The sequence below is a fragment of the Candidatus Acididesulfobacter guangdongensis genome, from assembly GCA_004195045.1.
Taxonomy (GTDB): Bacteria; SZUA-79; SZUA-79; order Acidulodesulfobacterales; family Acidulodesulfobacteraceae; genus Acididesulfobacter; species Acididesulfobacter guangdongensis.
In genome coordinates this window covers 1-15,689 of sequence record SGBC01000003.1, presented here as the reverse complement: position 1 = coordinate 15,689, position 15,689 = coordinate 1, and the positions used below count along the sequence as shown (strand labels likewise).

Annotated in this window: 17 protein-coding genes and 2 tRNA genes; 2 read left to right on the top strand and 17 right to left on the bottom strand. The window is 32.0% G+C overall.

Annotated features, from left to right (window positions below; all coding sequences use genetic code 11):
• Window positions 1-290: 290 nt before the first annotated feature.
• From EVJ46_06505 to EVJ46_06485, 5 genes are all read right to left on the bottom strand, one after another.
• A tRNA-Val gene (locus tag EVJ46_06505) sits at window positions 291-365 on the bottom strand.
• Between the two features lie 393 nt (window positions 366-758).
• Complete coding sequence (locus EVJ46_06500; protein ID RZD15846.1) at window positions 759-1,871, bottom strand: hypothetical protein; 1,113 nt, start codon at window positions 1,869-1,871, stop codon at window positions 759-761.
• 136 nt (window positions 1,872-2,007) lie between these two features.
• Window positions 2,008-3,147, bottom strand: a complete 1,140-nt coding sequence (locus EVJ46_06495; GenBank protein RZD15845.1) for an NAD(P)/FAD-dependent oxidoreductase — start codon at window positions 3,145-3,147, stop codon at window positions 2,008-2,010.
• Between the two features lie 188 nt (window positions 3,148-3,335).
• Window positions 3,336-3,590 carry a sulfurtransferase TusA family protein gene (locus EVJ46_06490; protein ID RZD15844.1) on the bottom strand — a complete coding sequence of 85 codons (255 nt, stop codon included), beginning with the start codon at window positions 3,588-3,590 and terminating at the stop codon, window positions 3,336-3,338.
• Between the two features lie 151 nt (window positions 3,591-3,741).
• A complete protein-coding gene (locus EVJ46_06485; GenBank protein RZD15843.1) occupies window positions 3,742-4,140 on the bottom strand; it encodes a hypothetical protein in 399 nt (132 codons plus the stop codon).
• Window positions 4,141-4,867: 727 nt separating this feature from the next.
• Here EVJ46_06485 and EVJ46_06480 point away from each other — a divergent pair.
• Window positions 4,868-6,403 carry a DHA2 family efflux MFS transporter permease subunit gene (locus tag EVJ46_06480; GenBank protein ID RZD15842.1) on the top strand — a complete coding sequence of 512 codons (1,536 nt, stop codon included), beginning with the start codon at window positions 4,868-4,870 and terminating at the stop codon, window positions 6,401-6,403.
• Window positions 6,404-6,576: 173 nt separating this feature from the next.
• Window positions 6,577-6,652 (top strand) — tRNA-Val (locus EVJ46_06475).
• A 285-nt stretch (window positions 6,653-6,937) separates the two neighbouring features.
• Here the strand turns inward: EVJ46_06475 and EVJ46_06470 are convergent.
• The 12 genes from EVJ46_06470 to EVJ46_06415 all read right to left on the bottom strand — a co-directional run bounded on the left by EVJ46_06470 (window position 6,938) and on the right by EVJ46_06415 (window position 15,570).
• The gene (locus tag EVJ46_06470) at window positions 6,938-7,168 is read right to left on the bottom strand and encodes a hypothetical protein (protein ID RZD15841.1); all 231 of its coding nucleotides are present in this window, start codon (window positions 7,166-7,168) and stop codon (window positions 6,938-6,940) included.
• A gap of 146 nt (window positions 7,169-7,314) precedes the next feature.
• On the bottom strand, window positions 7,315-7,968 hold the full coding sequence (locus tag EVJ46_06465) for a hypothetical protein (GenBank protein RZD15840.1): 654 nt from the start codon (window positions 7,966-7,968) through the stop codon (window positions 7,315-7,317).
• Between the two features lie 5 nt (window positions 7,969-7,973).
• On the bottom strand, window positions 7,974-8,360 hold the full coding sequence (locus EVJ46_06460) for a hypothetical protein (GenBank protein RZD15839.1): 387 nt from the start codon (window positions 8,358-8,360) through the stop codon (window positions 7,974-7,976).
• Window positions 8,361-8,741: 381 nt separating this feature from the next.
• Window positions 8,742-9,602: a hypothetical protein gene (locus tag EVJ46_06455; protein RZD15838.1), complete on the bottom strand. Its 861-nt coding sequence runs from the start codon at window positions 9,600-9,602 to the stop codon at window positions 8,742-8,744.
• Window positions 9,595-9,804, bottom strand: coding sequence for a hypothetical protein (locus EVJ46_06450; GenBank protein RZD15837.1), 210 nt, complete (start codon window positions 9,802-9,804; stop codon window positions 9,595-9,597). Before EVJ46_06450 ends, EVJ46_06455 begins: the two co-directional genes overlap by 8 nt.
• 198 nt (window positions 9,805-10,002) lie before the next feature.
• Window positions 10,003-10,770: a cytochrome c biogenesis protein CcdA gene (locus tag EVJ46_06445; protein RZD15836.1), complete on the bottom strand. Its 768-nt coding sequence runs from the start codon at window positions 10,768-10,770 to the stop codon at window positions 10,003-10,005.
• Between the two features lie 16 nt (window positions 10,771-10,786).
• Window positions 10,787-11,827: a hypothetical protein gene (locus EVJ46_06440; GenBank protein ID RZD15835.1), complete on the bottom strand. Its 1,041-nt coding sequence runs from the start codon at window positions 11,825-11,827 to the stop codon at window positions 10,787-10,789.
• Between the two features lie 20 nt (window positions 11,828-11,847).
• Window positions 11,848-12,030, bottom strand: coding sequence for a hypothetical protein (locus tag EVJ46_06435; protein ID RZD15834.1), 183 nt, complete (start codon window positions 12,028-12,030; stop codon window positions 11,848-11,850).
• A gap of 418 nt (window positions 12,031-12,448) precedes the next feature.
• Window positions 12,449-13,132: an HD-GYP domain-containing protein gene (locus tag EVJ46_06430; GenBank protein ID RZD15833.1), complete on the bottom strand. Its 684-nt coding sequence runs from the start codon at window positions 13,130-13,132 to the stop codon at window positions 12,449-12,451.
• Between the two features lie 5 nt (window positions 13,133-13,137).
• Window positions 13,138-14,163, bottom strand: a complete 1,026-nt coding sequence (locus tag EVJ46_06425) for a hypothetical protein (protein ID RZD15832.1) — start codon at window positions 14,161-14,163, stop codon at window positions 13,138-13,140.
• Between the two features lie 5 nt (window positions 14,164-14,168).
• The gene (locus EVJ46_06420; protein ID RZD15831.1) at window positions 14,169-14,963 is read right to left on the bottom strand and encodes a hypothetical protein; all 795 of its coding nucleotides are present in this window, start codon (window positions 14,961-14,963) and stop codon (window positions 14,169-14,171) included.
• Window positions 14,947-15,570: a hypothetical protein gene (locus EVJ46_06415; protein RZD15830.1), complete on the bottom strand. Its 624-nt coding sequence runs from the start codon at window positions 15,568-15,570 to the stop codon at window positions 14,947-14,949. Before EVJ46_06415 ends, EVJ46_06420 begins: the two co-directional genes overlap by 17 nt.
• Window positions 15,571-15,689 lie beyond the last annotated feature (119 nt).

Below are 15,689 nucleotides of genomic sequence, written 5' to 3'. Positions count from 1 at the left end.
AAATTAAAAATAATAAATTTAATTATAATTAAAATGATAATGAAAAAGAATTAAAAAAAAGGAAGTAAGAAAATAAAAAATCGGTCTTGACAAATGAGTGCAGTATACTTCCTATGAAATTATCAATGGTCTAACCCCCATATTGTTGGAGTAAATTAAGACACTTTTTGGTTATAATTTACCTTTTCATATAATATAACATAAAATACTAATATAGAATATCTATTTTAATAAAAAGTAACGACCTGACTTTTCCGTCGGTGAAAAAAAGGATTTACAAGGTTTTTAAGTGGTGGGCGCAGACGGTCTCGAACCGCCGGCTTCTACCGTGTGAAGGTAGCACTCTACCCCTGAGTTATGCGCCCGGTTTATCATCGCCATTATATTACTAATTGTTATTGATAATATAATATTACATTTTTATATCTATTGCAATTGCAATGTTAAATTATTTTTAATATTTATTGTCGTTGTATACTATAAAGAGAAATATATTATAAGTTCACAATTCAACTATGTTACCGTTAACGAAGACGGCGAAATTGAGTGTCAGTAATTATTATGCTAACTGCTACGCTATCGTTACGCTAAATCAATTAAATTATATACAGATGCAACAAAAATAATTATAAAAAGGTGAGCTACTCCCGCAACAATAATAGTAGGGAGTAGCTCTTACTTAATTTCTGATAAATTATATTAATTTTTTTGTGTTAAATTTTTATTTATTTTAATATAAAATATAAAACAGTATTAAATTAATTATAATCGTTATGCTCAATTTTTTCTTCCGCAGATACTATATTAGGAATATTATTATATATATCTTTTCCATGAGTTTTGAGTTCTTTAGCTAAATTTTTAGATAAAATCATCATAAACTTAAGTCCGTGCATAATATCCTGGTCTTTAGTCAGCGAATATAAAGATAATATCCCTCCTTTCTTCTGATATTTATCCTGTTTTTCTTCTTCTATCGTATCAACCATCGAGTTGTCAAAAGATTTAATGAGCTCTTTGATATTCACCTGAGTCAATACCGCTTCAATAAAAGATTCGCCTCCCTGTACTATTCTGTCAAGAAGCCCGTCCGTCATCATTTTTCTTGCGCCGGCCAATGCGTTTGCAAAATCGATAAGTTCTGGAATAGTGCCGCTGTCATTTAACGATTGGGCGGCATCCAAAAGAGGCTTTAAATCATAATCTAAAACAAGCGTGGATAATTCCGTGAGTTTTTCCGCCGTAGATGCCATTCTTTCAATCATCATATCCGTGGTGCCTTTAGCAAAACCGGCAACAAAGTCACCCATTTCTTTTAAAGTCTGGAGAGTTCCCGAACGTTCTAATTCGTCAATCTTAGACAGGGATGATTCTAAAGACTGAGAAACCATAGCTGCTTTTTTAACTAGATTTGACATATTATCTTCCGTCAATACGCTTGCAACTTCCGTCAGTTTTTCAGCCGTTGATGCCATTCTTTCAATCATCATATCCGTTGAACCTTTTGTAAAACTTGCAGCGAGATTGCCCATTTCTTTTAGTGTCTGCAGCGTGCCTGAACGTTCTAATTCATCTAATGTCTCTATAGCGCTTTTAATACTTGACGACTTATCTCCGGCAGTTCTAATCATAGAAAGCTGCTCTTCGCCTGAAAAACTGTCCATCACCGAAAAACCGGTCGTAACGTTATCGGCTAAGCGCTGAATCATGGCATCGGTAGCCGAATCTTTTCCTGCGGTTAATATAGCGGTAATATCGTCTATTGCATCTAATCTGTCTATAATATTTAATAAATGATTTAACGCTTCGGGCTTCTCTTCAAGTTTTCTGATAAGTACCGATGCGGCATCTATTTTTTCTTTTTCAGCCATAATTGCCTCCAAAATCGTAAGTTAGTTGGAACATAACCGAAAACCGCTTCTGCTGTTTATAACACTGAATGCTTCTTGTGCTGCTTCTGCGAACCGGTTTCCGGTTTATGCTTCTTAATTATTTATTCCGGCTCAATTACAGGATACCCATAGGGGTCAGCCAGTAAACTTTATTATAGGTTAATTTAAACCAGTGTATAAGAGATGAAGGAGGAACAACATTCGGCGGATTATTATAATCAAACATTATATAAGTGCCTTTCGTCAGACTTGTTTCGATAAAGCAGAATACCTTTCCGTCATATCTGAACGGGGTTAAGCCGTCTCTTATTTCGGAAGCTATATTCTCAACGATGATATCTGATTCAAAATGGGCGGTTGAACCTGCTTTGCTGATAGGAAGATTGGTAGTATCGCCCACAACATAAACGTTATTGCTTCCTTCCATTTTTAGCGTATATCTGTCCGTCGGTATGAACCCGTTCTGACCAAGTCCGGAATCCTCTATAACTTGAGCGCCTTTATGCGGCGGAATGGTAATTAAAAGGTCGTATTTCAAACTAACGCCTTCTAAACTCGTTATAGTTTTTTTGTTGACGTCAACTTCTTTCATATTAAACAGCGTTTCAGACTTTATATTTCTTTCGGGAAACGTTTTAGCCGCAAAATTAGCAACCGATTCCAGACCGTGCAATCTCCCGATAGGATATGTATAGGTATATTCAACCTTATCTCTCACGCCTTTCTGTCTAAACCAGTCATCAAGCATAAACGTTACTTCTAAAGGAGCAACGGGGCATTTATGGGGCAAACCGATAGCGAGAACTATCTTACCGCCTTTAAAATTCATAAGTTCATGCCTTAATTTAAGACATGCGTCTAATTCGTAAAACCAGTTGCCGCCTTCTCTCAATCCGGGAATTACTTCAGGAGCCGGTTTTGAACCGGTGGCGATAACTAATATGTCATAACTTAAAATTACTCCGTTTTTTAAATGAACTTCGTTTTTATCCTTATCAATTTTCACGGCAGGGTGAAGATGTAACTCAACCATAGGGTCAAGAAGTTTTCGTTCGTCCCTTGTAAGTTCCTCCTGATTTTTAAGTCCTATAAGCATATAAAGTAAACCCGGCTGATAAAAATGAATAGGGCTATCTGAAACAACGTCTATAATAACGTCGCCTTTTTTGACTTCCTGTCTCATTTTTTTAGCAAGAAGATTCGCTATGATAGTCCCGCCTACTCCACCGCCTACAATTACAACCCTTTTTGACATGATGTCCTCCGTTTTGCTTTTAAATTTTTTTAAATTTCTTTAACTGCTGTTTATTTTATTTAATCTTATTTAATAAATTTAAATAAATCTAAATCAATCTATCTTATTATCTGACCTGCGCTTTTATTTATTAGAACTAAATTTTTATTTAACATATTTCAATTTTTATTTAATCTGCATTTTTAAATTTACATTTCTTTTGTTTTTTTTGCGAAAATTCTCCAGTAGTTATTTTCTTCTAACACGCCTAAAAATTCCTGATTAACTTTTTTTAGCCACTCAGGAACATCTTTAGCGCTTCCGGCATCTCCGGATATAACCTCTATGACCGCACCCACCGGCTGCTGTCTCATTTCTTTAATTAATTCCATTAATGGTCCCGGGCAATATGTGCCTCTTGCATCAACTACAACATCAGCTTTAATATCCTTTAAATCTGCCATGAAAAAACCTCCATTCGTTATATTTTTATTTTTTTTAGATTTATATATTTCTATATTTCTATATTTCTATATTAAAAACATTTTTTAATATAAAACTAATTTTAATATTATATAACACTATACTTAACAGTATAACTCAAAATTTATAAAATTAAAAAGTAATTGTCTGCGCTCCTTCCATAATACCGAGAAAAGCTGCAAGTCCAAGATGATCGTCTATAATATCTATAAGATCCTCTTTTTTTAAATCAAGTAAATCCATAACCATAGAACAGGCATAAATTTTTAATCCTCCGAACATTTTAGCCTGATCAAGCATATCATAAAACATTTGCGCTTTTTTCTCTTTCAATTTCTCAAATATTTTACCGCCTGTGAATTTATTTTCTTTTACATTTACTTTCAAAAAATTGTAGATAGCATTCATGGTTACAAATATTGATACCTCAATGGACGAAACGGCAGCTACTGAAGCTATCATAGCTGCAACATGCGCTTTTTCATAATCTTCAGATTCAAGTATAATTGCCAACTTGTTAAATTCACTCATACATAACCCCCTATTATTTTGTTGTGTTGAATTATTTAATGCTATTTTGTTTTAAACTATTTACAATTTACTGCTATTTTGCCGCTAATTATTTAGATATTGCTGTTGCAAAAAATATGCCTAATGTAATATTTTATCTTAAATTTATTAACTGTGTTTGTAATCTTTTGCCGTTATTGATTATTCTCAATAAATTAAATAATTATTAAAATTAATAGTTCTGCTATAATCTTTTATTTTTTAATTTAATATGACATTTTGTCAAAATATCTGCCATTTTGTCATATTTTTATTTAATTCTTTTTAAATTTTTAAATCTTAAATATATTTTGAGAAATATGCCTTAAAACAATACGACTTAAGTTGTTTTATTTTTAGATTAATATTTTTTAGATTGACTTAATGACTTTAAAGTCATTATAATATAATAATATTTATTTAGTATGCTATATTACGATGATGTAATCATACAGATTTTAATTATTTAGTATTTAATTATTTAGTTATTTAATTATTTAGTTATTTAGTTATTTAATTGTTTTTGTATTACCTAATTGTTTTATTACTTTATTGCTTAATTGTTTAATCGTTTAACTATTTTGTTTAATTGTTTAATTGTTTAATTTAATTATTTAACTATTATTTATTAAATAAAGCTGTTCTTTTTATTGCTGCTGTTCTTAATTAATAGTTATTCTTTTATCTTATTTTAACTTAATATATTTCAATGGAATATACAAAATCATATAAGTATTTAATACTCGCTCTGATTGTATCATTTTATTTTATGGTAATGCTTGATATGAGCATTGTTACTATCGCCATACCACGCATCATGTCGTCTCTGGGAGAAAATCTTACCAATACTAATTGGATTATGATAGCTTACACTATTTCATCGGCAATTTTTATTATGCCTATGATATATGTCATAAAAAAATTCGGCCTTAAAATTCCTCTGATAATATGCATTATAATATTTGTTCTTTCTTCAATTCTTTGCGGATTATCTTTTTCATTAAATGAATTAATATTTTTTAGAATTTTACAGGGCATAGGCGGAGCGGGTATTATGCCGCTTGGACTTGCTTTGATGTCAAAAATCTTTAAACCCCATGAAAGAGCGAAGGCCATGGGAATATGGGCAATTGGTTCCATGGTAGCGCCGGCTGTGGGTCTTACTCTGGGAGGATTTATTACTGAATATATCACATGGAGATGGATTTTCTTTATAAATATACCCATCGGCATTATATCGTTAATCGGTATTATTATAATTTTAGAAGACGATTATGTCAAAAATACATACAGCGGAAAATTTGATTTTATTGGATTTATACTTTTTTCAATTGGCATAGGTTTTTTAATGGTAGTTTTTAACGAGGGAGAAATTAAAGAATGGAATTCTGCATTTATACATATAAGCGAACTTATGAGCGCAATAGGTTTTATTTCATTTTTAGCGGTTGAACCGTTTATTAAACATCCGCTCATTAATTTTAATATATTTAAATTTTTTAATTTTTCAGTTATAACTCTTATAAACGGAGTAAGGGCTATGGCGCTTTTCGGAATTATGCTTTTTGTTCCGGTATATCTGCAAAATGTTATGAGCTACACTCCGTTTAACGCAGGTTTGATTATTATGCCGCAGGCTATTGCGGTAGCTATATTTGCGCCTATAGCAGGAAGACTGTCCAATAAAACAGGAAATAAAATACTTATCATAATAGGTATGGCTCTATCGGCTATATCTTTTTTAATGTATAGCAATTTATCTCTGCAGTCTAACCTGGCTGCTATAATTTTGCCTGAAATAGTGAGGGGTATCGGGTTTGGTTTTTTATACGCACCGATTATGACCGAAGGATTAAATGCCGTGCCGGACTCTTTTATACCGGAAGCATCGTCTTTGCTCCCTGTTACTATGAGAATATTTGCAGGTGTCGGCGTTGCATTATTTGATAATCTTCTTGTAATTAAACAGGTATTCTATTTAAATAAATATGCCGATACTCTCACATATAATAATCACTTGTTTATAGAATTTATGGGAGAAATAAAAGGAAATATCTTAGATAAAATTAATCCCGGCATTATTTCACATTTAAGAGAAAATCCTTCATTAATTATGATAGACCGTATAGCTCAAGGATTTGCAAATGTTGCAGCCTATGATTATATTTTTTTGTTTGGCGGAATAATGACACTGCTTGGCGCTGTTTTTGCATTGGCATTAAAAAATAAATTAACAAAAAAATAAATTAACTTGACAAAATTAATTTGCTAATTTAAAATTGATGTTGTTATTATTCATTGAGTATTTATTGTATTTATTGGTATTTATTGTATTTGTAGAATAGTTACAGATATTCGTTATATTGTATTTATTTTTTTCTCATTTCTTTATAGACGAAAATATTTTATATTCCTTATAGGCGCGTAGCTCAGGGGTTAGAGCACTACCTTGACACGGTAGGGGTCGGCGGTTCGAGACCGCCCGTGCCTACCAGATAAATAAAGACTTTCCGGTAGGTTTAAAATAGTTAATTTTTTAAACTGTGGTCGTTTTTGTGGTCAAAAGATTTTTCAAATTCCAATAGTTCTTCTTCAATATCTTTAATAGCCTGATTAAAGCCTTTTTAAAAAAGATTTGACACGGTAGGGGTCGGCGGTTCGAGACCGCCCGTGCCTACCAGATAAATAAAGACTTTCCGGTAGGTTTAAAATAGTTAATTTTTTAAACTGTGTCCTATATTGTACAATTTTTTTTTACATATTTTTTCCTTTCGGACTTTTAATTAAAATGATAGTTATATAACTTTTGCGTAAACTCATCGATTATTTTATTTTTTCTCATTTCTATTTCCGGTATAAAATCTTCTTCTATCGCTTCTTTTAAATTTATAACCGACTGTCTTTCCAATCGTAATTTCCGCATTTCTTTTACTATATCTTTTCTCTTTATAACTAGATAAATCAAGAAAAATATTTCAACCGTAAAAAAAATTAATTCCGCAATAAACATCAATATAACCTCCTTTAAATTAATATAAAGATAATTGTACCAAAGAAATATTGCAAGTTTATTAAAATTATATAACGAAACGGTTAAATTTATATTACAAATACGTTACAAATAGCTAGATTAATCAATAAAATCCAAAAGTTGCGCTATTCAAAAAACAAATTATTATTAGCCTGCTCTATAGCATTATCCAAATCTTTGGAACTATATTTAAGATAAATCAATGTATTAGATATATTGCTATGACCTAAGAAATTTTTTAATAGCATTATATTCATGCCGTTATCCAACAAGTGGACAGCTCTTGAATGACGCAAGGCATGAAGATGCGCCCTGTCGGAATAACCATTGCCCAAAATATTCTTGACGTATTTAGCAAAGATTCTATCCGCCGCCTGTCTTGATATATATCTTTTACCCTTAAATCTCGCAAACACATAATCGTTTTTATCAAACCCTTTTAACCGTCTTGATAATATTAAAGACAATAATTTGTCTGAAATTTTTAAAAATTTCCATACCTTTCTTTTTTGTTTAAGAACCGGTATTTTAACTTTAGATGTAGATTCGTCTATATCTGAGTATTTTACGGATAGAGCCTCGGATATTCTGGAGCCCGTTTCGTAAATAAAAAGAAATAAAAGTTTATGAAAACCGTTGTCCGTATTTTCCATTAATAACTTAATTTCGTCTTTATAGAAAAATTTAATAGTTTCATTAGGCTTCTTTAAAGTCGTTTCTTTTAAAACCGATTTTTTGCCTTTTTTAATTTCTTCGTAAAATAGGATAGATTCCTGCATGATATTTATTTCCTAAATGAAAGAGTTACGTATTCGCAAGAAACGTAATCGCCATGCTGAAATTTCAAGTTAATGCAAGCATTAGCGCCGGCAGGTTTATTTTGATTTATCACATTGAAAGTATTCACCGGAAGAATCGGACCGCCGAATAATATCGGCATTTCTGTATAATTGCCGTTAACGCTAATCATTATGTCGTTATTCCCTGCATTTCTGACTATTGCTATAAATCCATAGTCTTTTATGATTTTATTATTGGCAATACGAGGAAGCGTCGAAATAAAAATACCGCTTGAATGTTCCACGGCAGAAGCTTTTTGAACGTTGCCAAATAAAAATAAAAAACCGGCGATTAAAAATAAAATTACAAATAATTTTTTCGATTTGAACATTTTTTTAAATCCTCCTTGAATTTTAATTTTAAAAAAGTTTACATTTTATTGTAATGTAAATATTTTTATTATAAGCGAAGTTAAAAATCAATAAAAAAGTTTACAATATATTGTATATTGTAAACTTTTCAAAAAAGCGTTAAAAAAACCGCCTTTTCGGGCGGATTAAAAATTAAGCAATTTGATTAAGCTTGTGAAATTTTTAAAAATTTAATTTTTATATACTTGCTTTCAAAAAACTTATCCACGTAAACTGTTTAATTCTTGAAAACCAAAAATAATGCTCTTAATTTGCGTTTAAAGGCGTTTAATTATACTTTTAATATAACAAGACTTAAATTAATTTTAACGCCTTTAAAACTTAAATACGAAAGCCGTTTTTTAATGATTAAAAAGAGAATTTGCCTTAAACCGATTTAGAACTTCCTTGATATATTTTGAATTAGTCTTATTCTCAATTTGTTTTAAACCATATTCTAAATCGACGTCTCCGTAAACGACGTAAGCCTTATCTCCTATCGTCGTAAAAGTTTGGGGATTATAATTGACGTCGTAAATTAATGCGGGAACTACCTTTATATTATATTTGGACGGAATTAACGGGTCGATGTCAACATGCATATCGTAATATCCTGCTTTGCCTTTGTATTTAATAAGCCTTGTAATATATTTTATTGTAGGCATAAAATCCCTGCCGTTATTTGAACCGGGCAAAAGCCCTCTTAAAACCATTTGAATAGGCAAGTCGTTATTCGCTATTTGAAAAACATAACGCCTTAAAGTTTTAAAAGGAATAGAACTCGATATAACTAAAAAAAGCCTATGACCGCCCGCCATATTGAAAGGCTTATTGTTTTTTAAAACTTTAAGATAATTATTTTTAATAGATTTAGACACGTATTTGCCAAACTCGCCCTTACCGAGCATCTGCTTTGCTAAGAAACTTATTTTGCGGTTAAACGATTTAGTAGCTAAAGTGCTTAAAGTGGATTTAACCGCCGCATTCACTTCGGCATTCGGTTTAGAATATTTTACTTTTTTTTCTTTCTTTTCCTGCTTTTTAATATTTAATAATTCTTTAGTCAAGTTATTCATATTTACCGAATAATGCGGCAAGTTTATAGTGCCTTTATAATTAGGATGTTTAGCTTTACCTATCCAAGATTCTCCGGCAAAAGCCGGAACGTTGAAAGCGAAAAATAAAATAGATACCGAAAATAAAAAAAATATTTTCTTAGGCATAGCGGGACTCCTTAAGAAATGTTATAACATCAACGAGAGATTCTCTTTGATTATATAGATCTATTTTTTCACGTTTGCTTAAATCCGGCAAGGTTAAATAATCTTTTAAAGCCTCAACGATATTGTTGAGTTTTTGTATCCGCATTACGGTTAAGTCAGCTATATTAACAACCGACATTTTTTGATTTTGATTTATAGACATTAATATTTTCTCCTTTTTTTAAAATTTTTTTTGTAACAAAAAACATATACTATTATATAAACAGTCTGAGCAAGACAACTCAGTTCTCAAGAAATCAGTATCCTTGATAAGACATATTTCCGATTTTGATTCTTTGCAATCTTTAACGTATACTTTCGGAGCATCCGAGCCAAGTAAAATATATCTCATGGTTACCTCTTACCCGTTATACGGTATATTATAATGGAAAGCGTTGCCGAAATATAAAGATATTATCGACAGATAATTAAAAAATATCAGTATGCCGACGGCAATTAAAATTACCCCGCTTATAACCGATATGGTCTTTATGAAAGGTCTTATCTTTTTAAACGCCGATAAGAATAAATTTAACGATACGGAGCTTATAAAAAAGGGAACGGCAAGCCCCATAGCGTAAATAAATAATAATTCGGCTCCCGCCGTCGTATTGTGCATAGTTGAAGCTATAAAAAGAATAGACGCAAGTATCGGTCCAATACACGGCGTCCAAGCGGCGGCGAACACTACGCCTACCAAAGCGGAACCGATTAAACCTAACGGTTTATTTTTTATGTTAATATTAACATCAGCATTCATAAACGATAAAAATTTTATTTTATTAAAAGCTCCGAGTATGAATAGCCCCATAATTATTATAAATATTCCTGCTATCCGCATCAGCCATATTGAATGTAATAAACTGCCTACGGCGCTTGAAAATATACCTAACAGAACAAATACAATAGTAAATCCTAAGATAAACATCAATGAATGTTTAACCGCAGTAAATTTAATCTTAGGCTTGTCCTTTGACGATTCATCGCCTGTCAGTTCTTTAACCGACAAACCGGATATATAAGACAGATATGATGGTATTAACGGAAAAACGCACGGACTTATAAAAGAAAATAATCCTGCTAAAAAAGCTAATAAAAATGATACGTTAGGCGTAAATAACAATTGCATATCAATACTACTCCTTTTAAAATTTTATCAAAATTCCGCTATTTGAATTATCGTTAGATTTGATATAAACATCGTTATATTGTAAGGATTTTATTAAAGTAAATTCCGTATCTGAAATATAAGAACAAAACTTATTACTCATTTCATTTGAGGAGTTTTCAGTTTTAACCTGCATTAAAAAAAATTTCCATTCTGAATTTAATATAATAGCTCTTCCAATCTGCGATATTTTATCGTTATCGTATATATCTTTAACCGATTCTATTACCGTAACGACAGAAATATAATTCCTTCTTGCTTCACGGTATAATCGGTCTATGAAAACATGCGCATTCGGTAAATCTTTAACAAATTCTTTAAGCTGATTGATAAATATTAATGTCTTCCCAACAGAGCGGTTATAATCGTAAAAAATTCTCTCTATATGAAACATTACCGCCGCTTGGATAGAGGCTTTAAGTTTAGGATCGTAGGCTAAATCGCTGAAATCTATCGCCGAAAGTAAACTATCTCCAAAATTTAACGTTAATTCTCCGGAAAAAAACTTGCCGTATTTACCTTCAGGACAAAAAGGCATTAGATTGTCTATATATGGTTGCAATGTTTCATCGTTTTGTCTTGATAGCCAATTATATATATCTATTAGTTCAAAATCTTTGCATTCGTATTGTACTGCATATAAAGCATTTATCATATATAATCTAAAATGTTCGTTTAAATCTTTATCTAAGTTTTTAGATGTAACTCCTATAGCGTATAAGAAATCTATTAAATAGTCCTTATATTTCATAAAATCTTCTTCGGTCTTAATTATAGAAAAAGGATTAACGGAAAACACGCTTTTAGAATTGATGCTTATGTAATCTCCGCCTAAATTCTCTACTAATCTAATATGTTCTTTATTGCTATCAAAAATAAATATTTTAGTATCTCTATTGCGCAGGTAATCTATAATTATATTGTTAATTAATATATTTTTACTTTGTCCGCCAAGAATATATCCGTTATAGCTAGTATTAGATTTAAACAAATCTAACGTAAAAGATGATTTAAACATTGCCGCCCCCTTTTATATTTTTAATCAATTAAATTGTCTTTTGAAAACTCTTTTAACGCCTGTTTTATCTTAATTTTATTGGCTTTCTCTTTTTCAAAAGGATATATATTTTTATTTTTATCAACATAAGTATTGATATAAGTTTTATCTTTTGACTTTTCTGTATTTTTAAAATTACCAATAAAATTTTCTTTTTTTGACATAATAACCTCCTATTTCAACGAATTAAGATAACGAGCGACATATTTAACCTGTTTATCTGTCAATATCTGCGAGCAATATATATCCGCCTTACAGGAACGTATCGCTTTTTCGGTCTGCTTAAGTGTTAAATGCTTATCTCCCCAACCAGCGAGGGATACTATTCTGTCAATTCTTTTGCCTTTAACAAAACTATGACATTTTACGCAACCGCTTTGAATTACAATTTGCTTGCCCTTTTTTACATCTTGACTGTTAAAGGCATGTGCTTGATTTAAAAAAATAAAGTAAAAAAGAAAAATAAGGCATATAAAAAGCAATATTAACAATGCTCCTTTGATTTTCGTGTTAGTATTGTTGCTTTTTTTAGATAACAATATATTAATGATATTAATGAGATAAGGATATAGTGAATCGTTTCTATTTTGTCTGAAAGACATCTTTATTCTCCTCTATAACTTTTATAGCGAATTTAGTTATCATCGGATCAAATTGCGTTCCCGAATTTTTCTTTAACTCCTGAATGGCATATTCGACCGGTTTCGGTTCCTTATAAGATCTTTTTGTTAATATGGCATCTATCGTATCCACAATGCTTATAATTCTTGCGCCGAACGGAATATCGTCGCCGCTTATTTTCTCCGGATAACCCGAACCGTCAAATTTTTCGTGGTGATAAAGTATATAATCGGAGATATGCGAAAAAATGCTAAGATTTTTAAGCATATCGAAGCCTATTGCAGGGTGCTTTTTGATTTCGTCAAATTCTTCGTCCGTCAATTTCGACGGTTTTAATAAAATAGTATCGCTTATGCCGATTTTTCCTATATCGTGCAGCTTCGCCGCTAAAACTATTTTTTTAATTTCAACGGGCGGAAGTTTTAACTCTCTGCCTATTTCCCTCGCAAGAAAAGAAAGTCTGTTGGAATGTTCTTTTGTATAGGCGTCCCTTGCGCCTAACGCCATAAGAAATACATCGACGAATTGATTTTGAATCTCTGAATATTCCATATTATTCTTTTGAAAATTTTCTATATAATTAATTAAACTCGAAAAATACCGAATTTCTTTTTCGTTATAAACGTTTTTATTGAAAGTAAACATAGCATTTAGAAAGCGCAGCAGTCCTGCTCCGTAAACGTAGTAAATACATAATTACCTCCCAAAGCAGGCAAATCTTTTAACATAGACCAAACTATACCGGTCTGTCCTATAGGTTGAACAACAGGCTCAGGCACCGGCATTGATAAATCGTATCTTACTGCAGATTGTATCCATATAGGATCTGGATAATCTTGACATACGCCCATATAAGTAGGCGGTCCGACAGTGCCGAACTGATCTAAATACTCGTGCATTAAAAACTGCGTTTTAGCCGCTATTCCAGCGGCATTTTGAACGGGATCGTTGGAACCGCCTATATCGCCGTCGATAGGAAACACCCCGCCCCATGAACCCATACACCAAAACATAGGATCTAACGGTTGATAAATTTGAGCTGCGACGGAATCCGCCACACAGGACATCTGAGCTATCGGATTTGCGAAAAGGACGGCTTCGGGACTTCCGAAAGTGGCTAATATATCAGACTGCCACATAGGGTCGGGCTCTGATATAAAAGGTATATTGATATTAGAACCTAAAGGGCTTTGTAAGCATATTAAATCTTGAGCTATGCCTAAAATATTTAAAATAGGAAAATTATAATAATGCGCCTGATAAAACGAATAATGTGTTGGGTGTTTAGACTGGTCGCCATAACCATAAACTCCGGTAGGATTAGGAATTGCTACCCCAAACGCCTGAAAGCAATAAGGCTCTTGAACTACTTCGGTTATATGCGCCGGCTGCCACATAGAAAAAGTTATCCCCGGAATTGGCGGAGCGGGCGGCGGTAATCTTTGGCAAAGACAGGCTGGCGGTAAATAATCTTGGTCATCAGGTATGCCGGGGACTACCGTTCTTCCGCCTATTCTTATCGGAAATATCCCCGCCCAATCGACTGACGTAAAAATACCGGCGGGCGGTTCGGTAAAGATAGTATCGCCTATTTTGCAAACTCCGGCATAAGATTTTAAACTGAAGCCGAAGACTATAAAAAAAGATAATAGTACAATTCTTAAATATTTTAACATATATTTTACCTGTAATCTGGATTTAATAATCCTGATTCTTGCAACGCTTTATTGTTTTTTTTATGAATTTTAATATTTTTAATAACTTGATAAACCGCATTTTTGCCGTATTGCTTAACGTAAATCGTAGTTCCTTTCTGCCATATTACGCTTGGGACGGCTTTTAACTTAAACCTTTTTTGTAACTGTTTCATATAAAAATAAACAGGAATGCCGAGTTTTTTTTCAAGTTTATAATAGTCGCCTTTGGTTATTAAAAGCATTACCGTTATGTTGTTTCTAAATTTGGAATGCTTAAACCATTCTATTTGCTTTTTAGAATCTCCGTTTATTACGACTAAGAAATTCGGTAAAAATATATAATTAGTAATTTTATACCTGAAGCCTTTCGGGTAAATTATATTTCCTTTAGAATCTCTTATATTAAACTTTAAAGTATAGTACATAGACGGCTCAAAAACTTTGGTATTCAACGCAGTGGGCAATGAAACTTCCTGATTGTAAGGCTGGTAGTTTTCTACCTGCCTTTTTATATGAGAGCGTTTTATAACTTCCTGCCAATTAATTTTTTTAGCTTTATTTTTTATAACAGACAGTAGATTTTTTTCCCTGAACCTGTAAGTTTTACCGTAAACGCCTAAATTTATCGTTTCGCCTTGTGCGCCCTTTATAAGATTAACGATAATAAGCGCTACTATAAAAGCAAAAAAAATAACAGTTACGATTAAATTTAGAGTAAAAACCGTTTTTTTTACGACCTTACCTGCTTTTTTAGCTTTTTCTTTAATATTTATTTCCATAATTAAGTTTGTGTTTTACGAAAGCTTCGTAATCGTAGAGTATATTTTGTTTTATTTTAACCTGTGTCCTTAATCCTATAGTAACGGGATAATGCGATAATTTACCGTCTGAATGTTTATAAATCATTATTATTTCCGGTAATTTTATAATGCCCATCCTCTTAACTTCGTTAGGGTGATTTTCGGCATTAACTTTCGTATAGAAAAAACCGTATTCGTTGGCTACGATTTTTAACTGCAATAATTCTTGCAACGAATATGGGTCGCTTGGATTATAAAATAAAACAAGTCCCATTCGTTTTCTTAATTTTTTATAAATTTCTATTTTTTTATTGTGATTAATCTGATACGAAATAATATTCCTATATTGCGAAGAACCGCCTACGTGAGTATTCATATAATTCAAAGACGGATATTTAGTCATAACGTAACGCCACATATAAGCATACTGCCTTGCCCTGTCGCCGGCTACGGACTGAATTTTTATATAATTATAAACATTTTGCTCCGTAGGATAAGAAATAGATTCATATTTAAATTTTTTTAAAAGTTTTTTAAATTGCAGAGCCGGCATAGCCATTAACGTTTTTGTAGTCGGATAAAACAGTCTGACCTCGAACGTCTATATTTTCTGCGTCATTTATTGAGTGAAAAATTAATTCAGACTTATTTTGGCAATCATACAGCAGATCAAGACCATATAATGATTCAATCCCATAATATCCG